Source organism: Burkholderia sp. CCA53, from assembly GCF_001685525.1.
Classification (GTDB): domain Bacteria; phylum Pseudomonadota; class Gammaproteobacteria; order Burkholderiales; family Burkholderiaceae; genus Burkholderia; species Burkholderia multivorans.
The window spans coordinates 1,660,552-1,682,767 of the sequence record NZ_BDDJ01000002.1; the positions used below are offsets into that span (position 1 = coordinate 1,660,552).

Here is a 22,216-nt window from a genome sequence, read left to right on the forward strand (position 1 = left end):
GGATCTCGATGTATACGTCCAACTCGCTGCCAGCGGCACCTTTCATACCGTTCGGCTGATGCGGCACGGCCGCCCGCGTTGGCCAATACTTACGGTCACGCTCCGAACCCGCGTTACTCCTCCCGCCTCCCTCCCCACCGCTCCAGCAACACCCCCAGCAGATCGACCGGCAGCGGAAACACGATCGTCGAATTCTTGTCCGCCGCGATCGTCGTCAGCGTCTGCAGATAGCGCAGCTGCATCGCCTGCGGCTGCTGCGCGAGCCGTTGCGCGGCCTGCAGCAGCTTTTCGGACGCCTGCAGTTCGCCTTCCGCATGAATCACCTTCGCGCGCCGTTCGCGCTCGGCCTCGGCCTGCCGCGCGATCGCGCGCACCATCGTCTCGTTCAGGTCGACGTGCTTGATTTCGACCGTCGATACCTTGATCCCCCACGCATCGGTCTGCGCGTCGAGCGTCTTCTGGATGTCGGCGTTCAGCTGTTCGCGCTCCGCCAGCAGCGCATCGAGTTCGTGCTTGCCGAGCACCGCGCGCAGCGTCGTCTGCGCGAGCTGGCTCGTCGCCTCGAAAAAGCGCGCGACCTGGATCACGGCCTTTTCCGGATCGACGACGCGAAAATACACGACCGCGTTCACCTTCACCGACACGTTGTCGCGCGTGATCACGTCCTGCGCCGGCACGTCGAACACGACCGTGCGCAGATCGATCCGCACGACCTGCTGGACGATCGGAATGATCAGCACGAGCCCCGGTCCCTTGACCTTCCAGAACCGGCCGAGCATGAACACGACGCCGCGCTCGTACTCGCGGAAGATGCGGATCGACGACGCGATCAGTATCGCGACGAATACGATCAAAACGCTGCCGAAGCCGAACGTATAACCGATCATCGAGCGTCTCCCTGTGGTGGCGATGCAAGCGGCGCGCGCGGCGCGGGCGGCGCGGGCGTCGCGTCGTACAGCGGCGCGACGGTGAGCGTCAGCCCCTGCCGTCCGGTCACGCGCACGCGGCAGCCGGCCGCGAGCGGCGCGCTGCACGCGACGCGCCAGCGCTCGCCGTGTACGCGCGCCCATCCGGCCGCCGACGGCGGCGCCGCGCCGTTCGGCCCGTGCGGCTGGTCGGCGTGCAGGCCGTCGTCGAGCACTTCGCCGATGCTGCCGACGATCGCCTCGCCGCCCGTGACGACCGGCCGCCGCCGCGCGCGCAGCGCAACGCTCGACACGCCGGCGACGAGCAGCGCGCCGCCGAGCGCGAGGCTCGCGATGACGGGCCACGGAATGCCGTAGCCGGGCACGTCGGTGTCGATCAGCATCAGCGCGCCGATCACGAACGCGACGATGCCGCCGAAGCCGAGCACGCCGAAGGTCGGCAGAAACGCTTCGGCGACGAGGCAGCCGAGGCCGAGCAGCACGAGCGCGAGGCCCGCATAGCTGACGGGCAGCAACTGCATCGCGAACAGCCCGACCAGCAGGCAGATCGTCCCGGCGACGCCCGGCAGCACGAAGCCGGGGTTCGCGAACTCGAAGAACAGCCCGTAGATGCCGATCGTCAGCAGGATCAGCGCGACGTTCGGATCGGCGACGATCGACAGGAAGCGGCTGCGCCAGTCGGGCTCGACGACGACGAGCGGCGCGTGCGCGGTCGCGAGCCGCAGCGTGCCGGCGGCCGTCGTCACGCTGCGGCCGTCGAGCTGCCGCGCGAGATCGGCCGGGTCCTGCGCGATCAGGTCGACGACGTGCTGCGCGCGCGCTTCGTTCGCCGACAGGCTGACCGCCTCGCGCACCGCGCGCTCCGCCCATTCGGCGTTGCGTTCGCGCAGTTGCGCGAGGCCGCGCAGATAGGCGGCCGCGTCCTGCGTCGCCTTGCGGATCTCGGTCGATTGCGTGTCGGCCGGCAGCGCGGCCGGCGCGCCCGATGCCGAAGACGGGCTCGCGCCGTGCGACGCTGGCGCCTGCGGCGGCGCGGCCGGCGTGCCGCCGCCGACGCCGAGCTGCACCGGCGACGCCGCGCCGAGATTGGTACCGGGCGCCATCGCCGCGATATGGCTCGCATAGACGATGTAGGTGCCCGCGCTCGCGGCACGCGCGCCGCCCGGCGCGACGAAGGCCGCGACCGGTACCGGCGAGCCGAGGATCGCCTTGATGATCTGCCGCATCGACGTGTCGAGGCCGCCGGGCGTATCGAGCTGCAGGATCGCGAGCGGCGCATGCTCGCGCGCCGCGCGCTGGAGCGAACGGACGACGAAGTCGGCGCTGGCCGGCCCGATCGCGCCGTTGAGCGGCATCACGATCACGGGCGCCGGGCCCGCAGGTGCGGGCGGCGGCGCGGCGACGGCCGCGCATACGACGAGCAGCACCGCGAACAGCGCGGCGCGCGCGACCCGCGCGGACAGCGGGTGACGAGGGCGGCCGCCGCGCGCGGCGTGCGGCGGTCCGTGACGTGGAGCGTGCATCGGGACGTCCGGGCGGCGCGCGGCCGCATGCCGTCCGGTTCGCGGAATGGGCTGGGCCCGACGCTTAAAGATTAGGCGGTTTCGGCGCAGAGCGGGAAGACGGCCGCCGCGCGACTCAGGGCCGCGCGTTGCCCGCCCGCGCGAGCACTTCGTCGCGGTATTCGGCCGGACTGCGCCCGCTCCACTTGCGGAAGGCGCGATAGAACGCGCTCGGCTCCGCGAAGCCCGCGGCCGCCGCGACGTCCGCGATCGTGCGCGTCGGATCGGCGAGCGCCTCGAACGCGAGATCGCGCCGCAGCGTGTCCTTGATCGACTGATACGCGTGACCTTCCTGATGCAGCTTGCGCCTCAGCGTCGCTTCGGCGACGTACAGCCGCGCGGCCATCCCGGCCGCGCCGGGCCACGCGGCGGGCGGCATCCCGCGCAGCACGGCGCGCACGCGCGGCGCCAGCGCGTTCGGATTGCGGTACTTGACGATGAAACTGGCCGGCGCGTTGCGCAGGAACGTCTTCAGCGTTTTCGCGTTCTGCACGACAGGCAGCGTCGCGAATTCGGGATCGAAATCCACATACGAATCGGGCTGGTTGAAGCGCATGTCGTCGCAGAACATCGACGGATACTCGTGATCGGCCGGCGGCGTATCGCAGCGGAAGCTCGCGTGCAGCAGCGGGATGCGCCGGCCGATCAGCCAGCAGGTCAGCCCGTACACGATGATGAAATAGGTCGCGTACGTGAACATCGCGGGCGTCGCGCCGCTGTTGCGATGCACGAAACGCAGCCGCACGCGCTGCGGGTTCGCGTCGAGTTCCGCGTGCAGATCGTCGAGCACGCAGTGCATGAAGTTCACCGCGCGCGCCATTGCGTGCAGCCCGTCGGCCGCCGACAGCGCGGCCTGGCTCATCGCGACGAAGCTGCCGCTGCGCATCGGGTGGCTGTCCTGCCCGAAGAATTCGTCGTCGAGCGCGCGCGCGATCGCGTTCCACAGCGCGCCGTACTGCTGCGCGGACACGCGCGCGCGCGGCTGGTCGAGCAGCGCGGGCGCGATGCCGGCCTGCGCGAGCAGCGGCGCGGCCGCCACGCCGCGGCGCACAGCCAGCGCGATGCTGTACGCGACGAGACCGATCGCGACGGTTCCCTTGTCTTCCTGCTTCATCCCGGTGCCGGTATGGCAAAAACGCTCAGTGTAAATGAGCGGCGCGAGCATCGAACAGATGCGCACGCTTGCCTACACTGATTGCATCGAAACAGAACGACGGCCGCACCATGCGGCCGCAGGAGACAGCCGCACCATGGATGCGCTTTATACCGAAGACCAGCGGATGATTCGCGATGCCGCGCGCGCTTTTGCCACCGAGGTGCTGGCGCCGAACGCCGCGCAGTGGGACCGCGACGCGCAATTGCCCGACGCGGTCGTCGCGCAGCTCGGCGAACTCGGACTGCTCGGGATGATCGTGCCGCAGGAACTCGGCGGCTCGTACACCGATTACGTCGCCTATGCGCTCGCAATGGAGGAAATCGCGGCCGGCGACGCAGCCTGCGCGACGATGATGAGCGTGCACAACTCGGTCGGCTGCGGGCCGATCCTCGGCTTCGGCACGCCCGAGCAGAAGGCGCGCTGGCTCGCCGACATGGCCGCCGGGCGCGTGATCGGCGCATTCTGCCTGACGGAGCCGCAGGCCGGCTCCGAGGCGCACAACCTGCGCACGCGCGCCGAGCTGCGCGACGGCAAATGGGTGCTGAACGGCGCGAAGCAGTTCGTGACGAACGGCCAGCGCGCGGGCGTCGCGATCGTTTTTGCCATGACCGATCCCGACGCCGGCAAGCGCGGCATTTCCGCCTTCCTGGTGCCGACGGATACGCCGGGCTTCATCGTCGGCAAGCCGGAAAAGAAGATGGGGATCCGTGCGTCGGACACGTGTCCGATCACGCTCGAGAACTGCGCGATTCCCGAAGAAAACCTGCTCGGCAACCGCGGCGAAGGGCTGAAGATCGCGCTGTCGAACCTCGAAGGCGGGCGGATCGGCATCGCGGCGCAGGCGCTCGGCATCGCGCGCGCAGCGTTCGACAAGGCGCGCCGCTATGCGGGCGAGCGCGTGCAGTTCGGCAAGCCGCTCGCCGAGCATCAGGCGATCCAGCAGAAGCTCGCCGACATGGCCGTGCAGATCAATGCCGCGCGCTTGCTCGTGCACCACGCCGCGAAGCTGCGCACGGCCGGGCTGCCGTGCCTGTCCGAAGCGTCGCAGGCGAAGCTCTACGCGTCGGAAATGGCCGAGCGCGTGTGCTCGGATGCGATCCAGATCCACGGCGGCTACGGTTATCTCGTCGATTACGAAGTCGAGCGTCACTATCGCGACGCGCGCATCACGCAGATTTACGAAGGCACCAGCGAAGTGCAGCGGATGGTGATCGCGCGGCAGCTTTGAGCCGCGCCGCTCGCCGTCACGATGGCCTGAAGAGCACGAGGGAAGCGCGGTGAACGCGGCACGCAACGACGTGACCGTGCGCCGCCCGACAAGCAACCGTCCGGTGCGCAGCCGTGCGCCGGACGGTCGCGCGATGCATGGAGACATGCCCGGCATGGGACAGGAGGCGACACGATGACGGTACAGGCATTCCTGGACGCACGCGATTTTCTGCTGCGCCACCGCACCGACTACGAAACCGCGTATCGCGATTTCGCATGGCCGGTGCTCGACACGTTCAACTGGGCGCTCGACTACTTCGATCCGATGGCGCGCGGCAACGACCGACCGGCGCTCTGGATCGTCGACGGCGCGACCGGCACCGGCGAGCCGTATTCGTTCGCGCAGATGTCCGAGCGCTCGTCGCGGATCGCGAACTGGCTGCGCGGCATCGGCGTCGGGCGCGGCGACCGGATCCTGCTGATGCTGCCGAACCGCGTCGAGCTCTGGGACGCGATGCTCGCCGCGATGAAGCTCGGCGCGATCGTGCTGCCCGCGACGACGCAGCTGTCGGCCGACGACGTGCGCGACCGCGTGCAGATCGGCGGCGCGACATACGCGATCGTCGACGAGAACGAAACCGCGAAGTTCGAGCAGCCGGGGCTCGGCCTCGCGCAGAGGATCGTCGCGGGCGCGCCGCGCGACGGCTGGCTCGCGATGAACGACGGCTACGCGGCGAGCGCCGCCTTCGAGCCCGACGCCGTCACGCACGCGAACGATCCGATGCTGCTGTATTTCACGTCGGGCACGACGTCGAAGCCGAAGCTCGTCGAGCATACGCACCGCACCTATCCGGTCGGCCATCTGTCGACGATGTACTGGATCGGGCTGCAGCCGGGCGACATCCACTGGAACATCAGCTCGCCGGGTTGGGCCAAGCACGCGTGGAGCTGCTTCTACGCGCCGTGGAACGCGCAGGCCTGCGTGTTCGCGTTCAACTATGCGCGCTTCGAGGCGAAGGCCGTGCTCGACGCGCTCGTCAAGTACCGCGTGACGACGCTGTGTGCGCCGCCGACGGTATGGCGGATGCTCGTGCAGCAGCCGCTCGCGTCGTTCGACGTGGCGCTGCGCGAGATCGTCGGCGCGGGCGAGCCGCTGAATCCGGAAATCATCGAGCGCGTGAAGAAGGCGTGGGGCATCACGATCCGCGACGGCTACGGCCAGACCGAGACGACCTGCCTGATCGGCAACTCGCCGGGCCAGCCGGTCGTCGCCGGATCGATGGGCCGGCCGCTGCCCGGCTATCGGATCGCGCTGCTCGATCCCGACGGCGTATCGGTGAGCGAGGGCGAGGTCGCGCTGCCGCTCGACGCGGACGGCGCGCGCCCGGTCGGGCTGATGACGGGCTATGCGAACAATCGCGACGCGACCGGGCACGCGATGCGCGACGGTCACTACCGGACGTCGGACATCGCGATGCGTCGCGACGACGGCTACTACGTCTATATCGGCCGCGCGGACGACGTGTTCAAGTCGTCCGACTACCGGCTGAGCCCGTTCGAGCTCGAAAGCGTGCTGATCGAGCATCCGGCGATCGCCGAAGCGGCAGTCGTGCCGAGCCCCGACCCGGTGCGGCTGTCGGTGCCGAAGACGTACATCACGCTGCGGCAGGGCTACGAGGAAAGCGCGGCGCTCGCGCTCGAGATCTTCCGGTTCTCGCGCGACAAGCTCGCGCCGTACAAGCGCATTCGCCGGCTGCAGTTCGCCGAGCTGCCGAAGACGATCTCCGGGAAGATTCGCCGTGTCGAGCTGCGCCGCCGCGAGATCGAGCGCGGCGACGACGCAACCGCGCGCATGCCCGGCGAATACTGGGAAGAAGACTTTTCCGCGGAACTGAAATGACCGTGCCGCGCGCTGTGCGCCGCGTGCGCGCAGCGCGGCCGGCCTGAACCTGCCGTCCGCGCACGTCGCGCGGCGGCGCGCTGAAGGAGAGAGGATCGATGAACGCGAATCCGACGCCCCGTACGGGGCAAGACGTGCCGACGGTCAAGCTGCTGATCGACGGCGCCTTCGTCGAGTCCGCCACGAACGAGTGGCGCGACATCGTCAACCCGGCCACGCAGCAGGTGCTCGCGCGCGTGCCGTTCGCGACCGTCGCCGAAGTCGACGCGGCCGTGCAGGCCGCGCACGCTGCCTATGCGACGTGGAAGAACACGCCGATCGCCGCGCGCATGCGCATCATGCTGAAGTTCCAGGACCTCGTGCGCGCGAATCAGCAGCGCATCGCGAAGACGCTGACCGCCGAGCAGGGCAAGACGCTGCCCGATGCGGAAGGCGATATCTTCCGCGGGCTCGAAGTCGTCGAGCACGCGTGCTCGATCGGCACGCTGCAGCTCGGCGAGTTCGCGGAGAACGTCGCCGGCGGCGTCGATACGTACACGCTGCGCCAGCCGCTCGGCGTCTGCGCAGGCATCACGCCGTTCAACTTCCCCGCGATGATTCCGCTCTGGATGTTCCCGATGGCGATCGTCTGCGGCAATACGTTCGTGCTGAAGCCGTCCGAACAGGATCCGATGACGACGATGGAACTCGTCGAGCTCGCCCTCGAGGCCGGCATTCCGAAGGGCGTGCTGAACGTCGTGCATGGCGGCAAGGAGGTCGTCGACGCGATCTGCTCGCATCCGCTCGTGAAGGCGATCTCGTTCGTCGGCTCGACCGCGGTCGGCACGCACGTCTACCACCTCGGCAGCCAGCACGGCAAGCGTGTGCAATCGATGATGGGCGCGAAGAACCACGCGGTCGTGCTGCCCGACGCGAACCGCGAGCAGGCGATCAACGCGCTCGTCGGCGCCGCATTCGGCGCAGCCGGGCAGCGCTGCATGGCGACGTCGGTCGCGGTGCTCGTCGGCGCGGCGCGCGACTGGCTGCCCGACATCGTCGAGAAGGCGAAGGCGCTGAAGGTCAACGCAGGACACGAGCCCGGCACGGACGTCGGCCCGGTCGTCTCGCGCGGCGCAAAGGCGCGCATCCTGTCGCTGATCGAGGCGGGCGTGAAGGAAGGCGCGAAACTCGTGCTCGACGGCCGCGACGTGAAGGTGCCCGGCTACGAGAACGGCAACTTCATCGGCCCGACGATCTTCTCGGGCGTGACGACCGACATGTCGATCTATACGCACGAAATCTTCGGGCCCGTGCTTGTCGTGATGGAGGCCGACACGCTCGACGACGCGATCGCGCTCGTCAACGCGAACCCGTTCGGCAACGGCGTCGGGCTGTTTACGCAGAGCGGCGCGGCCGCACGCAAGTTCCAGAGCGAGATCGACATCGGGCAGGTCGGCATCAACATCCCGATTCCCGTGCCGGTGCCGTTCTTCAGCTTCACGGGTTCGCGCGGCTCGAAGCTCGGCGATCTCGGCCCGTACGGCAAACAGGTCGTGCAGTTCTACACGCAGACGAAGACCGTCACCGCACGCTGGTTCGACGACGACACGACGGCGGGCCCCGTCAACACGACGATCCGGCTGCATTGAGCGCGCACACGCGACGAAACGATGGACGGGCGCCGTGGCGCGAGCGGCGGCGCCCGACGATGGGAGACAAACGATGAAGATCGGTTTTATCGGCCTCGGCCACATGGGCGCGCCGATGGCGCTGAACCTGCTGAAGGCCGGCCACGGCGTGCGCGCGTTCGACCTGAGCGCCGATGCGCTGCGCGCGCTGCAGGACGCCGGCGCGCAAGTGGCGACGTCGCCGCGCGACGCGGCCGGCGGCGCCGCATTCGTGATCACGATGCTGCCCGCCGCGCCGCACGTCCGTTCGGTGCTGACCGGCGAGCACGGCGTGCTCGCAGGCCTCGAGTCCGGCGCGACCGTGATCGATTCGAGCACGATCGATCCGGCGAGTGCGCAGGCGTTCGGCGCGCTGGTGCGCGAGCACGGCGGCGCGTTCGTCGATGCGCCGGTGTCGGGTGGCACGGGCGGCGCGGCGGCCGGCACGCTGACGTTCATGGTCGGCGGCAGCGACGCCGATTTCGAGCGCGTGAAGCCCGTGCTTGCGGGCATGGGCAAGAACATCGTGCATTGCGGCGCGACCGGCATGGGGCAGGTCGCGAAAGTCTGCAACAACCTCGTGCTCGGCATCTCGATGGCAGCCGTGTCGGAGGCGATGGCGCTCGGCGTCGCGCTCGGCATCGATCCGAAGGTGCTGGCCGGCATCATCAACACGTCGACCGGCCGCTGCTGGAGTTCCGACACGTACAACCCGTATCCGGGCGTGATCGAGACCGCGCCGTCGTCGCGCGGCTATACGGGCGGCTTCGGCACGGACCTGATGCTGAAGGATCTGGGCCTCGCGAACGATGCCGCGAAGCAGGCGCGTCAGCCCGTCTATCTCGGCGCGCTCGCGCAGCAGCTGTACCAGACGATGAGCAGCCGCGGCGACGGCCAGCTCGATTTCTCGGCGGTGATCCGCCTGTATCAACCGGCAACGAAGAAGGACGCGTGATGATCGAACTGGACTATGTCGACGACGGCGCGATCGCGTGCGCGACGCTGAAGCGTCCGCCCGCGAACGCGTTTACCGCCGACGGGCTGCGGCAATTGCAGGCGTACGTCGCCGAGCTGAACGCGAATGCACGCGTGCGCGCACTCGTCGTCACCGGAGACGGCCCGAAATTCTTCAGCGCCGGCGCCGATCTCAACACGTTCGCCGACGGCGATCGCGCGGTCGCGCGCGAAATGGCCGCGCGCTTCGGCGCGGCGTTCGAGGCGCTGCACGATGCGCGCTTCGTGACGATCGCGGCGATCAACGGCTATGCGATGGGCGGCGGGCTGGAATGCGCGCTCGCGTGCGACCTGCGGATCGCCGAGACGCACGCGCAGATGGCGCTGCCGGAACCGTCGGTCGGGCTGCTGCCGTGCGGGCTCGGCACGCAGACGCTGCCCTGGCTCGTCGGCGAAGGCTGGGCGAAGAAGATCATCCTGGCCGGCACGCGCGTCGATGCACCGACCGCGCTGCGCATCGGCCTCGTCGAGGACGTGGTCGATACGGGCACGTCGCGCGACGCGGCGCTCGCGCTCGCACGCAACGTCGCGCGGCAGAGCCCGCATGCGGTCGCGTCGAGCAAGGAGCTGATCGGCCTCGCGCGTCGCGGCGTGCCGCGCAGCGCGGCGCTCGCGGTCGAACGCGAGCGCTTCGTCGATCTGTTCGACACGAACGATCCGCGCGAAGGCGTGGCCGCGTTTCTCGGCAAGCGCGCGCCGCAATGGCAACCCGAAGGAGAGCAGTCACGATGAGCACGCCGGCCACGAACCAGGATGCCTTCACCGATCCCGCGCAGGACGTGCTGTTTCGCGTGGTGAACCGCGTCGCGTTGATCACGCTGAATCGTCCCTCCGCGCTGAACGCGCTGTCGTACGAGATGGTGCGCGCGCTTGCCGCGTCATTCGAACGCTGCCGTAACGACGACCGGATCGTCGCGGTCGTGCTGCGCGGTGCCGGCGACAAGGGTTTCTGCGCGGGCGGCGACGTGCGGCAACTGCACCGCATGGTCGCGCAGCGTGAAACGTGGCTGCCGTTCTTCGTCGACGAATACCGGCTCGACCATGCGATCCATACGTTTCCGAAGCCGGTCGTCGCGCTGATGGACGGCGTGACGATGGGCGGCGGCATGGGGCTCGCGCAGGGCGCCGCGCTGCGCGTCGCGACCGAGCGCAGCAAGATCGCGATGCCGGAAACGCGCATCGGCCTCGTGCCGGATGTCGGCGCGACGCATTTTCTCGCGCGGATGCCCGTCGAACTCGAGCTGTACGTCGGCCTCACCGGTGCGACGCTGTCGGGCGCCGATGCGCTGAGCGCGAAGCTCGCCGACCTCTGCGTGCCGTCGTCGTGGCTCGACACGTTCGAGACGCGCATCGAGCGCGTCAACTGGGACGGCGATGCGCTGCCCGCGCTGCGCAAGGTGTTCGAGCCGCCGTGCAACGTCGTCCCGCACGCGGCGCTCGACACGCAACTGCCGTGGATCGTCCGGCACTTCGACAAGCGTTCGCCGGTCGAGCGGATCGTCGCGACGCTGAAGCAGGACCTCGCGCGCGACGAGCTGTCGCGCGAACAGCGTCAGTGGCTGCAGTCGACGCTCGACGCGCTGACGGGCCATTCGCCGACGATGCTTGCCGTCACGCGCGAAGCGCTGCTGCGCGGCCGGCAGATGACGCTCGCGGAGTCGTTCCGGATGGAGCTCGGCATCGTCGCGCGCGCGATCGAGGAAGGCGACTTCTGCGAAGGCGTGCGAGCGCATCTGCTCGACAAGGATCGCAAGCCGCGCTGGGCGCCCGCGACGCTCGTCGAGCTGCGTGCCGAACGCGTGCGGCATTTCCTGACATCGCCGTGGAAGCTGTTCGCGCATCCGCTCGCCGATCTCGGGGCCGCGTGATCGCGCGCGCCCGACGTGCCGCGTCGCGCGTCGGGCCTCTTCTTCGTCATGCGTTCGCCGGCGTGCGCTCGATCATCGGCGGCACGGCTTCCACCAGCGCATCGATCACGCAGCGCGTCTTGCGCGGCAGGTAGCGCGTTTTCGGCCAGATCGCGTGAATGTCGCCTTCGCAGACGAAGCAGCGGTCGAGCACCACCACCATCTCGCCGCGCTTCACGTATTGATCGAGCAGCCAGCTCGGCAGCCATGCGATCCCGAAGCCCGATGCGCCGGCCGCGGCGATCGCCTGCACGTCGTCGAAGCTGAGCTGGTGCGGCATGTCGATGTATACCGTGGAGCCGTCCGGCGCACGCAGGTACCAGGGCTGAACGACGCCCGAGCGCGAATACGCGACCGTCCGATGGTTTTTCAGATCGTCGAGCGACTGCGGCATCCCGTAGCGCGCGAGATACGACGGCGCCGCGCCGAGGCTGCCGTATTGCGTGCCGAGCCGCCGCACCGCGAGGCTCGTGCTGTCCTCGAGCGGGCCGATCCGCACTGCGAGATCGATCCCTTCCTCGATCAGGTCGACGAAACGATCGGTGATCGACACGTCGATCCGCAGATGCGGATAGGTGCGCGCGAGATCCAGCACGATCGGCGTCACGCAATGATGGCCGAACGCGAGCGGCACGCTGAGCCGCAGTTTGCCGCGCGGCTCGTTGCGGCCACAGTCGAGATCGGCTTCCGCCGCCTCCAGTTCGGCCAGCGCGCGCACGCAGCGGTCGTAGTACGCCTGGCCGTCGTCGGTCAGGCTCTGGCTGCGCGTCGTGCGCTGCAGTAGCCGCGCGCCGAGCCGCTTCTCGAGCCGCGCGATCGCCTTGCCGACCGCCGAGCGCGTCATGCCGAGCCGCTCCGCGGCAAGCGCGAAGCTGCCCGATTCTACGACCTGCACGAAGGTCGTCACGCCGTCGAGTTTGTCCGTCATGGGATTTGTGCGGGATTGCGTCCTGGTGTTCCGCAGTTCGGGGAAATGGACGCGTCAATGGGGATCGAAATTCTCACTATAGTACGGATTCCCGTCCAGCGTGCGGCGCCGGCGCGCACGCGGCGAATCCTTCTGACCTGGAGGCGCGCGGCTCGGCGACGGGCCGCGCGCAATACGCATGACGCTATCCGAATCCCGCAGGAATGCGGTCGCGCTGGCGGCCGTCTGTCTCACATCGCTGATGTTCGGCCTCGAAATCTCGAGCGTGCCGGTGATCCTGCCGACGCTCGAACATGTGCTGCATGGCGACTTCAACGGCATGCAGTGGATCATGAACGCGTACACGATCGCGTGTACGACCGTGCTGATGGCCGCCGGTACGCTCGCTGACCGCTTCGGCCGCAAGCGCGTGTACGTGATCGGCACCGCGCTGTTCGGCGCGACGTCGCTGCTGTGCGGACTTGCGCCGAACGTGCCGGTGCTCGTCTCAGGCCGGCTGCTGCAGGGCGCGAGCGGCGGCGCGATGCTGATCTGCCAGATTGCCGTGCTGTCGCACCAGTTTCGCGAAGGACACGAGCGCGGCCGCGCATTCGGCATCTGGGGGATCGTGTTCGGAATCGGCCTCGGCTTCGGGCCGATCGTCGGCGGCGCGATCGTCGCGGTCGCGAGCTGGCCGTGGGTGTTTCTCGTGCATGCGCCGCTTGCCGCCGTCGCACTCGCGCTGATCGGCGGAACCGTGCAGGAGTCGCGCGACCCGCATGCGGGCACGCTCGACGTCGCGGGCATCGTCACGCTGTCGCTCGCGGTGCTCGGCCTCGCGTTCTATATCACGCAGAGCGCGGCGCTCGGGCTCGCGAGCGCGGCCGGCCTCGGCGTGCTCGGTGCGACCGTGCTCGCAGCCGGCGCGTTCGTCGTCGCGGAGCGCAGAAGTGCGCGGCCGATGTTCGACTTCTCGGTATTCCGCATTCGTGCGTTCACCGGCGCGATCTTCGGCTCGATGGGGATGAACTTCAGCTTCTGGCCGTTCATGATCTATCTGCCGATCTGGTTTCAGGTCGCGCTCGGTTACGACAGCGTGACGGCCGGCCTCGCGCTGCTCGCCTATACGCTGCCGACGCTCGTCGCGCCGCCGTTCGGCGAGCGGCTCGCGTTGCGCTACGGGCCGGGCGTCGTGATTCCGGGCGGCCTCTTCACGATCGCGGCCGGGTTTGCGCTGATGCGGATCGGCAGCGCGGCCGAACACGCAAGCTGGCTCACGATGCTGCCCGGCTGCGTGATCGCCGGCATCGGGCTCGGGCTCGCCAACACGCCGGTCACGAACACGACGACCGGTGCGGTGCCGAGCGCACGGGCCGGGATGGCGTCGGGTATCGACATGAGCGCGCGGATGATTTCGCTCGCGTTGAACATCGCGATGATGGGCTTCGTGCTCGTGGCGGGAATCGTCGCGAGCCTGAAGGGCGGTGTTGCGGCCACCATTGGCGATGCGCCGCTGCGTGCGCTCGCGCAGGAAATCGCCGCGGGGCGCACGGAAGATTTGCATGCGATTGCGCCGGCACTCGCGCAGGCCGACCCGACCGGCGCGGCGCTGCATGCGGCGCTCGTGCACGGGTTCGGCTGGGTGATGGTGTACGGCACGGTGGGCGTGGCCGTGCTGGCGACCGCGAGTGCCATCGCGTTCGCGCCGGCGCGGCGCAGCGCGGCGGTGTGCGAGTGAGCGCGCGAGCGGTGGGATGTGCTGCCGCGTGGCCCGCGTTGTGTGCGGCCTTCGATGCTGGTTATGCGCGGCGCGTGCGCGTTTGTGTTTGCGTTTGCGATTACGTGTGTGCTTGCGCGTCGATCCTGCGCTGCGTGTCCGCATCGACGATCGCGCGGATCGCGCTGAACAGCGGTGCCGCATCCGTATAGCGCCGGCCGTAGTCGAGATTGAACGCGTAGTCGAAGTCGGGCGGGTTGGCGCCCTGCGTGTGCTGCAGAATCGTCTCGAGCTTGTCGAGCGCCTTCGCGGCGCGCGCTTCGGGCGACGCGGCCGCGTCGTATTCGTCCCACAGTGCGACGAGCTCGTTACGCAGCACGGGATCGAGTGCGGCCGTCAACGTGAGCAGGTCGTCGCGTTCGTGCATGTTCTTGTCCGGATGCGCGGCTTGCTCGGTCGCCGGTATGTCGCCGTGCAGCGCCTCGCCGAGATCGTGGACGACGCACAGCTTGAGCAGCTTCAGCGTGTCGATGCCGGGCAGTGCGTCGGCGAACACGAGCGCCATCAGGCACAGCCGCCAGCTGTGCTCGGCGGTGCTTTCGCGGCGACCGGACGACGTGCGGCCGCTGCGCAGCACGTCCTTCAGGCGTTCGGCTTCGCGCAGGAAATCGAGCCGTGCGCGGATCGTGTCGGGGTTCATGGTTCTGGTTGGTGTGCAGGGGCGTCCAGCGTACGTTGCGCGCGCGCGGGATGTCCACGCATGAAATATGCGTGAACATCGGATGCGGTGGACGCGGTTGTCGCTTTGACCGGCAAGCAAGCCGCCGGCGGCTGCTACAGCGTTTCGACGAGCCGTGCCGCCGATCCGTCCGACAGCATGATCCGCGTCCAGCGGCATCGGCTGCGGTGGATCGGCACGACGCGCGACGCGTTCGTGCCGGTGTCGAATTCGACGCTCGGCGGTCCTGCGCAATCGTGCCAGCCGAGTGTGTCCAGTGCGGTTTCCATCCGGACGATCTCTTCTGTCGCATAGCGCCACAGCGACGTGCCGAGCAGCATCGACAGCGGCTGCGAGAACTCGGCTGCGCGAGACGGCGAGCATGCGAGCAGCCGGTGCGTCAGATCGCAGACGAGATGCATGCGGCCCGCGCTCCCTGCGACCAGCCGCGCGAGCGCATGGTCGCCCGCGGAGTCGAGGTGCGCGGCGAGCAGGCGTTCGGCCGTCGCGCGCTCGTCGGGCGACATCTGCTGGACGCCGGCTTCCCAGCGCGAGATCGTCGATTGCGCGACGCCGAACAGCTCGGCGGCATGGCTTTGCTTGACGCGATGCAGCAGGCGCCAGCGTTTCAGCTGCGGGCCCAGCGGCGGCGTATGAAGCGGCGAATCGGGCATGTCGGTGCTCCGTCGGTACAGTCGTTGCGTTCAACGCGGCGCGGTGCGCGTTGGCGTCGCGTTAGATCACGGGACGTGCTTTTCGATTTCATCGCGATTCGGACAAACGGCGCCAGCACGTTGCCGCCGAGGGCGACAGGGCGGGCGTCGCGCATTGGCGTGCGATCGAGGGCGGCTGCCGTTATCGGTGCGCGCGGTGCGGCGGCCGGTGGACGTCACATGCACGCGGAGCCGTCATTCTCGGGCGATCGCATTCGAACCGTCGAATACGACCGCACCTTTGTGCGAAGCGCCGCACGTGGGCCGACCATTTCGGCACGCCTTTCAACCCGCCGCGTCATATCTTATTATTCGACGCGGTGCGATGCATGCCGAGAACGACACGCGCCGCTGCCGCGCGACAGGCCGCCACCGCTTGCGGCGCTGCGGCACGCGCAGCGCAGTGCGTGCTAGACACACAACACGAAACGCATGATGGCCGCGTTTCTCAAAAAAGGACATTCGAGGGCACGATGGTACGACTGGTCTTGCTACTGCTGGGCATTGAATATCTGCGTACGCGCTGGCGCGGACTGAGGGCGCTGGGCTGGCTATGGGTCGTCGCCGGCGTCGGCATCTTCGTCGACGCGCTCGATGGCGCATTGCACTTTCCGATCGAATTCTTCGCGTGGCTGTTCCTGATCGAAGGACTCGCGACGCTCGCCGTTGCGGGCAGCGGCGTCGGCGGACAGCGCATCCTGCGCTACGTGAAGGGCATTGCGGCCGTGACGGCCGCGACGCTCGTGTTCGCCGGGCATCACCATGGGCACTTCCTGCTGTCGATGATCTTCGGCACGCTGTTTCTCGTCGACGGGCTGCTGCAATGCACGGCCGCGTGGATGGTGCGCTACCGGCGCTGGCATGTCGCGTTCGCATGGGGGGCCGTCGAGATCCTGCTCGCTGTCTTCTTCTATCAGCCGTACCCGACGCACTACGTCGGTACCGTTCCGTACTGTCTCGGGCTGCTGCTGATGTTCGGCGGCATGCACCTGCTGAGCCTCGCCGCGCGCGTGCGGCGGCTGACGCGCAATCCGGCGTTCGCGACGTCGCCCGCGCCGTCGGTCGCCCCCGATCTCGACGACACGCGCGCGGTGCCGTCGTTCACGCAGACCGAATGGGACGGCCCGCCTGCCGACGACGAGCGCGCGCTGACCGTGCATGTGTGGACGCCGACCGGTTCGTCGAAGGCGGAGGCGCATCGCTATCCGGTGATCGACCGCTACATCGCGGCGGTCGACGTCAACGGCGTGATCTCGACCGGCCACGCCGCGCTCGAATCGCCGGAGGGCATCTACATCAGCCTGTATCCCGCAGTCGAAATCGACCGCTCGCCGGACGAGTTCACGCGCATCCTGCGCGCCACGCGCGAGAACGACGTGCCGGGGCTGTTCCAGCCCGACTATGCGACCGAGTCGAAAGCGTGGTGTCCGTCGACCGTGCGCGTGCGCATCCGCAACTACGATCCGGCAAAACTCGCGGCGTTCTGGTCGACGTATCGGCAGAACACGACGTACAACCTGACGCACCGGAACTGCTCGAGCAGCGTGTCGAACGCGCTCGAAGCGGCGCTCGACGGCGCGGTGTGGCGGCTGAAGGGCGCGCGCGCCGGCTGGGGCGCATTCGTGCGCTTGCTGCTGACGCCCGAGCTGTGGGTCGCCGCACAAATCCGCAAACGCGCGGTGACGATGGCGTGGACGCCGGGCCTCACGCTCGACTACGCGCGTGCGCTCAGCGTGCTCGCCGATCCGCGGCCGTTCGCGTGGTGGAAGGTCGCGCGCTCGGCCGTGACGGCGATCATCGCGCTGCGCCGCGGGTGGCGCGAGCAGGACAACGAGGCGCTCGCGGGTGGCGGGTCGCGTACGGCTTCGGTGAAGTGAGCAGCCGCGGCTATGCGAGCAGCGTCAATGCATCCCGCAACGACAGCACGTTCGTGCGCGATTCGAATGCGGTCGCGAACAGATGTTCGTGGACGACGGGGTCCGGGTCGTAGCAGCAGTCCTTGACCGTGTACAGCCGGAAGTCCGCGTCGCTCGCATACGCGACCGAGGACAGCACGACGCCGGTCGACGCAATGCCGACCATGATCAGCGTGTCGATGTTTCGCGCGACAAGTCGTGCTTCGAGATCGGTGCCGAAAAAGACGCTCGCGCGCTGCGCGCCGATCACCGGTTCGTCGTCGCGCGGCGCGAGTTCGGGCGACGTGCGGTCGCCGACGAACAACCCGAGTCGCTTGATGCCCTGACCGTTCTTGTTCAGCGGACTGACTTCCGGATAGCCGGGGCTGAAGTCCAGATTCGCGAAATAGACGCGGACGCCTTTCGCACGCGCGGCGTCGCAGAGCGCGCGCGTATTCGCGAGCAGCATGGGCGCGACGGACGGGAACAGCCCGAGGATGTCGGTCTGGTAATGCATGACGAGCAGCGCGGTGCGTGCGGGGGTGAGGGCGGCGGGCGTGCTGTCGTCGGAAGGAGCGGCGGATCGGGCGGCGGGTGCGCGGTGCAGGGTCATATGCGATGGTCCGGTCGTCGTTCAGGCGTGTCGGGAGATGGAGCGCTTCGAAAACGCGCGCAGTCGGCCGAGCGTGCGCGGCGGCGGACTACGGGAATATAAATCGTCCAGCGTCGCGTCGGGTACTCGACACGTGCTGATTCCCTCATCCTCGATCAGGGGGGGGGCGTTGCCGGCCGCCGTGGTGGGCTTTGCAGCGCGATTCGGTCTACGCACTCATTTTTCCGCGTGCTGTTAAAGAAACAATCGGAAGCGACCGTAAACGCCGTGATGAGAAAGAATCCGGTTGTCCGGGGACTCGTCTTCGCGCTGACGGGCACCCGCCCACCGCATCAAAAAATCGACCGCCCCGGATACGTCGTCAACCATTCCAACGCCAACGTCCCTGCGCTACGAATATATCAACTCGCAATGTGATTCCATCGGTACCGACGGACGGGCGAGTGCCGTGCTGCCTTCGGCGACCGAGTTCGGCCAAAAGCGGTCGTGGACCAACAACAGCAACAAGCCATCCGGTAGGCAGGTCGAGTTCCGACAACGGACACGCACGTTTTCATGGCGATCCATTCTTCCCATCTGGCCGGTGTTTGTTACGACCGACCCCTCAATTTCCTGAAGATGAGCGGCATTGCGTCAGCATCCAGTCCGTCCATGTCAACCAGTCGCAGGGACTTCACCATGTCCAGCGTCGAACGCTTGTACTTCTTGAAATGCGGCGACTGGATATGTGCGTCGTACGCATCGTGGCTCGCATAAATTTCCACAATCTTGATGTGCGTCGGGCTATCCTTTTGAGCCATCGGAAAAATGCACACTACCCCCGGCTCGACGCGCATCGACGCCTCAGCCTCCTCGTTCAAGATGCGCCGATATGCTTCGAGATGCTGATTGAATATCTCGATTTCGGAGATACGGACTAACATTTTTGGCTCCTGCGCATGGACGTTACCGTGTTGCCCCAACGGCAGTACCCAACACATCACAACGAGCGCGAAGAGGATAAGGCGTCGGCGCTCGATGAACGGGTCCTTCATATCTATTTTCGCATTCGATATTCGTCCAGCGGCGGTACGTTCAACGGCGGCGGCGAGTTCGCAAGCTACCGCCATCGAACGTACCGCCGCTCGCGACATTCAGTTCCGCGGCACTGAAATCGTCGGCGGATGTTCCGGAAGCGGTGGCACGATGCCATCCACCGGATGGGGGACATACGGCGCTTCGAGCGCGGCGATTTCGTCCTGCGTCAGCGAGAAGTCGAGCGCGGCGATGGCGGTTGCCAGATGCTCGGGCTTCGTTGCCCCGATGATCGGCGCGGTGATCGCCGGCTTCGTCAACAGCCACGCCAGTGCGACGTGCGCGCGCGGCACATGGTGCGCCTCGGCGATACGCGCGACGACGTCAACCACCTTCCGGTCCTGGATTTCAGCGTTCCGATACATTTGCAGCGCAAAGGCATCGTTCTGCGTGCGGCGCGTGGTTTCGCTCCAGTCGCGCGTCAGCCTGCCGCGCGCCATCGGGCTCCACGGAATGACCCCGACGCCCTGGTCGGCGCAAAGAGGCAACATTTCGCGTTCCTCTTCCCGATAGAGCAGGTTGTACTGCGGTTGCATGGAGATGAAGCGTGTCCAGCCGTTGCGTTCCGCGACGTGCTGCATTTTCGCGAAGCGCCATGCCTCCATCGACGATGCGCCGATGTAGCGGGCTTTGCCTGACTTCACTATGTCGTGCAGCGCCTCCATCGTTTCCTCCACAGGCGTGCCGTGGTCGAAACGGTGGATCTGGTAGAGGTCGACGTAGTCCATGCCGAGGCGGGTCAGACTGTCGTCGATCGACTGAAGCAGCGCTTTCCGCGAGAGAAACCCGGTATTGGGTGAATTGCGCCACGGAAAGAACGCCTTGGTGGCGACAACGACCTCTTCGCGCCGGGCCATGTCGTTGAGCGCTCGTCCCGTGATCTCCTCGGAGCTTCCGCCCGAATAGATATTGGCAGTGTCGAAGAAGTTGATGCCCGCCTCGAGCGCTTGCCGAAAAAACGGGCGGGAGGCCGCTTCATCGAGGGACCAAGGCTGGGGCAGGCGGGCGGGCTCCCCGTAGCTCATGCATCCCAGGCAAAGACGAGATACTTTCAGGCCCGTTCGGCCCAGATTGACATATTCCATGTTCACCTTCGAAGATCTATGATCACATCACGTCGATAGGCAGCCTGCGGCAGGCCCGTGGTTGACGATCTGTCCGGTGTCACCGCTACACGACAACCACGGACCGACACCGCGATAGACGCTGCCGAAGCAGTCAAGCGTCGCGCGACGCGAAAAGGGACTCCCAGCCGACAAACGGGCCGAGCGGAATGATCTCCCAGTCGATCAGGCCGACCTTGGCCAGCGGAAACTCGGCGAGCGCCTGTCTCGCGGCATCGATCGAATCGCTTTCGGCAATGATGGCGACGCCCGGGCGGTCCTGACGGAACGAGATTTCCCGCACGAAGCCCGTTTTATACAGATGCCACGCATGGCGCACTTCTTCGAGAAGATGGGGCTGATAGGCGTCCGGGCTGGCCCCCGGCAGCGGGACGTCGAGACAAAGCAATTTCATCGTGCGGCTCCTGGCTTGAACTGGCTGGTCACGTGAGCGACGCGCTCGCCCAGATGCGCAGCGGTATCGATATCGCTCTCGATGGGGGTGATGTCCGGTGATGCATCGTCCGATTGCGCCATCGCGCCTAGCCATCCGCCGACACGATTCTTCTCCTGCGGCGACTTGCCCGGGAAGATATCGAGGCCGACCCAGATCATCCCGTGCTGGGCGGCAAACAGCGCCATCGTGACGAGGGAATTCAGCTTGTCGCCGTGCATGGCGCCCGAATTCGTGAAGCCTGCGGCAATCTTGTTCCGCCACGACTGGGTAATCCACGCGGGCCGCGTCGAGTCCTCCATCACCTTTTTGAGCCTCGCGCTGACGGTGCCGTTGTAGGTCGGCGAACCGAAGATGATCGCGTCGCTCGCGGCGAGTTTTTCCCAGGGCGTATCGCCATCTGCAACGGCGATCAACTGCGCTTCGGCACCCGGCACGCGACGAACGCCGTCTGCAACGGCTTGGGCCTGTTTCGCGGTGTGGCCATAGCCACTGTCATAGAGGATCGTGATGAGCATTGAAGACTCGCAAGCTTCGGAAGGAGGGGCGATGTCCACCATTGTCACCAGCGTTATTCATTACGAGAAGTTCTGGCAGGGTTGAACCACCCTCAACTGCAAGTTTAGAATCCGGCTGCGCGACGACAGATCGGCGCGATGTCGGTCATGGAGGAAATGTGGATTCTTCGCAGCGTGTTCGAGCCATCATTTCTCTCGTCCAGGCTGTGGATGCGGGAAGTTTTGCGGCAGCGGCCCGACAATTGGGCGTGACGTCGGCTGCCGTGAGCAAGAACGTGGCGGGCCTCGAAAAAGCATTGGGTGTGCGGCTGATGAACCGGACGACCCGCACACTCAAACTCACCGAGGAAGGCGAGGCTTTTTTGCGCCACGCGCGCATCGCACTTGAAACACTGGATGCCGCGATCGATACGGTTTCCGCCCGGCGGGCCGAGCCGGCCGGGCGCGTGCGGATTTCGACGAGTGCCGCCTTCGGGCATAACCACGTGCTTCCGGCGCTGCCCGCGCTGCTCGCTCGCTACCCGGCGCTGTCGGTCGAGGTCGATTTCGACGATCGGGTCATCGATATTGTCCGGGACGGCTACGACATTGCGGTGAGAGGCGGCAACATCCCGGATTCCGCGCTCGTGACTCGCCCCATTTGTCGCTTGAATACGGTACTGGTAGCGTCTCCCGACTATCTGGCGAACCATGGCGTGCCCGAAACGCCGGATGCATTGCACGCGCACCGGCTCATTGCACGGCGATTCCTGAGCGGCCAGGTCGCGCCATGGAACTTCACGGGCGACGACAAAAGCATCACGACGATCGACCCCTCCGGCAAGGCAATGCTGACACTATCCGCACCGGAATCGCTGGTGCAGGCGGCGTGCGATAGCGTTGGCATCGCGGAGGTCGGGGTGCATCTTGCGTGGGATCGGTTGCGTTCCGGTGCGCTGAAGGTCATTCTCCACAGGTTTCACCATCCCGGAAGCTATGAGATGGTGATGCAGTATCCACACCGGGCGCTTGTCGCGCCACGAGTGCAAGTCACCGTGAAACATCTGCTGGAAGCGCTAACGGCGGATAGCAAATTGCATGTGCCTACGGATGCCTTGGATATCTATAGCGTGTAGCAGCCAGCCATCGTTCAGTGTGACCTCGGCTTGCATTATTAAACGTGTGGTTCCGCGTGGAAACTGCGT

The 22,216-nt window shown here is 67.1% G+C and carries 20 protein-coding genes; 9 read left to right on the forward strand and 11 right to left on the reverse strand.

Annotated elements, in window-relative coordinates:
• Positions 1–113: 113 nt before the first annotated feature.
• The 3 genes from BCR55_RS23690 to BCR55_RS23700 all read right to left on the reverse strand — a co-directional run bounded on the left by BCR55_RS23690 (position 114) and on the right by BCR55_RS23700 (position 3,602).
• Positions 114–887 carry a slipin family protein gene (locus tag BCR55_RS23690; protein ID WP_006406114.1) on the reverse strand — a complete coding sequence of 258 codons (774 nt, stop codon included), beginning with the start codon at positions 885–887 and terminating at the stop codon, positions 114–116.
• The gene (locus BCR55_RS23695; protein WP_059939893.1) at positions 884–2,449 is read right to left on the reverse strand and encodes a nodulation protein NfeD; all 1,566 of its coding nucleotides are present in this window, start codon (positions 2,447–2,449) and stop codon (positions 884–886) included. The genes BCR55_RS23690 and BCR55_RS23695 overlap by 4 nt, the downstream gene beginning before the upstream one ends.
• 115 nt (positions 2,450–2,564) lie before the next feature.
• Positions 2,565–3,602, reverse strand: a complete 1,038-nt coding sequence (locus BCR55_RS23700; protein WP_006406116.1) for an AraC family transcriptional regulator — start codon at positions 3,600–3,602, stop codon at positions 2,565–2,567.
• 136 nt (positions 3,603–3,738) lie between these two features.
• Between BCR55_RS23700 and BCR55_RS23705 the strand changes: the two genes are divergently transcribed.
• The 6 genes from BCR55_RS23705 to BCR55_RS23730 all read left to right on the forward strand — a co-directional run bounded on the left by BCR55_RS23705 (position 3,739) and on the right by BCR55_RS23730 (position 11,281).
• The gene (locus BCR55_RS23705; protein WP_065496140.1) at positions 3,739–4,872 is read left to right on the forward strand and encodes an acyl-CoA dehydrogenase family protein; all 1,134 of its coding nucleotides are present in this window, start codon (positions 3,739–3,741) and stop codon (positions 4,870–4,872) included.
• A gap of 174 nt (positions 4,873–5,046) precedes the next feature.
• A complete protein-coding gene (locus BCR55_RS23710) occupies positions 5,047–6,753 on the forward strand; it encodes an AMP-binding protein (RefSeq protein WP_065496144.1) in 1,707 nt (568 codons plus the stop codon).
• A 98-nt stretch (positions 6,754–6,851) separates the two neighbouring features.
• A complete protein-coding gene (locus BCR55_RS23715) occupies positions 6,852–8,381 on the forward strand; it encodes a CoA-acylating methylmalonate-semialdehyde dehydrogenase (RefSeq protein WP_006406119.1) in 1,530 nt (509 codons plus the stop codon).
• A 73-nt stretch (positions 8,382–8,454) separates the two neighbouring features.
• Positions 8,455–9,354 (forward strand): 3-hydroxyisobutyrate dehydrogenase, encoded by a 900-nt coding sequence (gene mmsB, locus BCR55_RS23720; RefSeq protein WP_065496146.1) that lies wholly within the window; start codon positions 8,455–8,457, stop codon positions 9,352–9,354.
• Positions 9,354–10,145, forward strand: coding sequence for an enoyl-CoA hydratase (locus tag BCR55_RS23725; protein WP_065496148.1), 792 nt, complete (start codon positions 9,354–9,356; stop codon positions 10,143–10,145). The genes mmsB and BCR55_RS23725 overlap by 1 nt, the downstream gene beginning before the upstream one ends.
• Complete coding sequence (locus BCR55_RS23730; protein ID WP_065496150.1) at positions 10,142–11,281, forward strand: enoyl-CoA hydratase/isomerase family protein; 1,140 nt, start codon at positions 10,142–10,144, stop codon at positions 11,279–11,281. Before BCR55_RS23725 ends, BCR55_RS23730 begins: the two co-directional genes overlap by 4 nt.
• A 46-nt stretch (positions 11,282–11,327) precedes the next feature.
• Here BCR55_RS23730 and BCR55_RS23735 read toward each other — a convergent pair whose 3' ends face one another.
• Positions 11,328–12,248, reverse strand: a complete 921-nt coding sequence (locus BCR55_RS23735; protein WP_065496151.1) for a LysR family transcriptional regulator — start codon at positions 12,246–12,248, stop codon at positions 11,328–11,330.
• 178 nt (positions 12,249–12,426) lie between these two features.
• On the opposite strand from BCR55_RS23735, the gene BCR55_RS23740 reads away from it, so the two are divergent.
• On the forward strand, positions 12,427–13,965 hold the full coding sequence (locus tag BCR55_RS23740; protein ID WP_006410596.1) for an MFS transporter: 1,539 nt from the start codon (positions 12,427–12,429) through the stop codon (positions 13,963–13,965).
• A 100-nt stretch (positions 13,966–14,065) separates the two neighbouring features.
• Here the strand turns inward: BCR55_RS23740 and BCR55_RS23745 are convergent, their stop codons facing one another.
• Both BCR55_RS23745 and BCR55_RS23750 read right to left on the reverse strand, forming a co-directional pair.
• Complete coding sequence (locus tag BCR55_RS23745; RefSeq protein ID WP_065496152.1) at positions 14,066–14,644, reverse strand: HD domain-containing protein; 579 nt, start codon at positions 14,642–14,644, stop codon at positions 14,066–14,068.
• A 134-nt stretch (positions 14,645–14,778) separates the two neighbouring features.
• Positions 14,779–15,336 carry a helix-turn-helix transcriptional regulator gene (locus BCR55_RS23750; RefSeq protein WP_006406126.1) on the reverse strand — a complete coding sequence of 186 codons (558 nt, stop codon included), beginning with the start codon at positions 15,334–15,336 and terminating at the stop codon, positions 14,779–14,781.
• A 512-nt stretch (positions 15,337–15,848) separates the two neighbouring features.
• Between BCR55_RS23750 and BCR55_RS23755 the strand changes: the two genes are divergently transcribed.
• On the forward strand, positions 15,849–17,252 hold the full coding sequence (locus BCR55_RS23755) for an HdeD family acid-resistance protein (protein ID WP_006406128.1): 1,404 nt from the start codon (positions 15,849–15,851) through the stop codon (positions 17,250–17,252).
• Positions 17,253–17,262: 10 nt separating this feature from the next.
• On the opposite strand, the gene BCR55_RS23760 is transcribed toward BCR55_RS23755, so the two are convergent.
• From BCR55_RS23760 to BCR55_RS23780, 5 genes are all read right to left on the reverse strand, one after another.
• Positions 17,263–17,883, reverse strand: coding sequence for an isochorismatase family cysteine hydrolase (locus tag BCR55_RS23760; RefSeq protein ID WP_065496153.1), 621 nt, complete (start codon positions 17,881–17,883; stop codon positions 17,263–17,265).
• 590 nt (positions 17,884–18,473) lie between these two features.
• The gene (locus tag BCR55_RS33595) at positions 18,474–18,992 is read right to left on the reverse strand and encodes a putative quinol monooxygenase (protein WP_227747530.1); all 519 of its coding nucleotides are present in this window, start codon (positions 18,990–18,992) and stop codon (positions 18,474–18,476) included.
• Between the two features lie 24 nt (positions 18,993–19,016).
• Positions 19,017–20,042, reverse strand: a complete 1,026-nt coding sequence (locus BCR55_RS23770) for an aldo/keto reductase (RefSeq protein WP_006406131.1) — start codon at positions 20,040–20,042, stop codon at positions 19,017–19,019.
• Between the two features lie 133 nt (positions 20,043–20,175).
• On the reverse strand, positions 20,176–20,475 hold the full coding sequence (locus BCR55_RS23775; RefSeq protein WP_006406132.1) for a hypothetical protein: 300 nt from the start codon (positions 20,473–20,475) through the stop codon (positions 20,176–20,178).
• Entirely contained in the window at positions 20,472–21,032 is a 561-nt protein-coding gene (locus BCR55_RS23780; RefSeq protein ID WP_065496155.1) for a flavodoxin family protein, read from the reverse strand. The genes BCR55_RS23775 and BCR55_RS23780 overlap by 4 nt, the downstream gene beginning before the upstream one ends.
• A 158-nt stretch (positions 21,033–21,190) precedes the next feature.
• Here BCR55_RS23780 and BCR55_RS23785 point away from each other — a divergent pair, with 158 nt between their 5' ends.
• Positions 21,191–22,147, forward strand: a complete 957-nt coding sequence (locus tag BCR55_RS23785) for a LysR family transcriptional regulator (protein WP_006406134.1) — start codon at positions 21,191–21,193, stop codon at positions 22,145–22,147.
• Positions 22,148–22,216 lie beyond the last annotated feature (69 nt).

Excerpts from the sequence above, each read along its gene's own strand:
- BCR55_RS23690 (WP_006406114.1), bottom strand. The coding sequence starts at position 887 with ATGATCGGTTATACGTTCGGCTTCGGCAGCGTTTTGATCGTATTCGTC.
- BCR55_RS23695 (WP_059939893.1), bottom strand. The coding sequence starts at position 2,449 with ATGCACGCTCCACGTCACGGACCGCCGCACGCCGCGCGCGGCGGCCGC.
- BCR55_RS23700 (WP_006406116.1), bottom strand. The coding sequence starts at position 3,602 with ATGAAGCAGGAAGACAAGGGAACCGTCGCGATCGGTCTCGTCGCGTAC.
- BCR55_RS23705 (WP_065496140.1), top strand. The coding sequence starts at position 3,739 with ATGGATGCGCTTTATACCGAAGACCAGCGGATGATTCGCGATGCCGCG.
- BCR55_RS23710 (WP_065496144.1), top strand. The coding sequence starts at position 5,047 with ATGACGGTACAGGCATTCCTGGACGCACGCGATTTTCTGCTGCGCCAC.
- BCR55_RS23715 (WP_006406119.1), top strand. The coding sequence starts at position 6,852 with ATGAACGCGAATCCGACGCCCCGTACGGGGCAAGACGTGCCGACGGTC.
- mmsB (WP_065496146.1), top strand. The coding sequence starts at position 8,455 with ATGAAGATCGGTTTTATCGGCCTCGGCCACATGGGCGCGCCGATGGCG.
- BCR55_RS23725 (WP_065496148.1), top strand. The coding sequence starts at position 9,354 with ATGATCGAACTGGACTATGTCGACGACGGCGCGATCGCGTGCGCGACG.
- BCR55_RS23730 (WP_065496150.1), top strand. The coding sequence starts at position 10,142 with ATGAGCACGCCGGCCACGAACCAGGATGCCTTCACCGATCCCGCGCAG.
- BCR55_RS23735 (WP_065496151.1), bottom strand. The coding sequence starts at position 12,248 with ATGACGGACAAACTCGACGGCGTGACGACCTTCGTGCAGGTCGTAGAA.
- BCR55_RS23740 (WP_006410596.1), top strand. The coding sequence starts at position 12,427 with ATGACGCTATCCGAATCCCGCAGGAATGCGGTCGCGCTGGCGGCCGTC.
- BCR55_RS23745 (WP_065496152.1), bottom strand. The coding sequence starts at position 14,644 with ATGAACCCCGACACGATCCGCGCACGGCTCGATTTCCTGCGCGAAGCC.
- BCR55_RS23750 (WP_006406126.1), bottom strand. The coding sequence starts at position 15,336 with ATGCCCGATTCGCCGCTTCATACGCCGCCGCTGGGCCCGCAGCTGAAA.
- BCR55_RS23755 (WP_006406128.1), top strand. The coding sequence starts at position 15,849 with ATGGTACGACTGGTCTTGCTACTGCTGGGCATTGAATATCTGCGTACG.
- BCR55_RS23760 (WP_065496153.1), bottom strand. The coding sequence starts at position 17,883 with ATGACCCTGCACCGCGCACCCGCCGCCCGATCCGCCGCTCCTTCCGAC.
- BCR55_RS33595 (WP_227747530.1), bottom strand. The coding sequence starts at position 18,992 with ATGGCGGTAGCTTGCGAACTCGCCGCCGCCGTTGAACGTACCGCCGCT.
- BCR55_RS23770 (WP_006406131.1), bottom strand. The coding sequence starts at position 20,042 with ATGGAATATGTCAATCTGGGCCGAACGGGCCTGAAAGTATCTCGTCTT.
- BCR55_RS23775 (WP_006406132.1), bottom strand. The coding sequence starts at position 20,475 with ATGAAATTGCTTTGTCTCGACGTCCCGCTGCCGGGGGCCAGCCCGGAC.
- BCR55_RS23780 (WP_065496155.1), bottom strand. The coding sequence starts at position 21,032 with ATGCTCATCACGATCCTCTATGACAGTGGCTATGGCCACACCGCGAAA.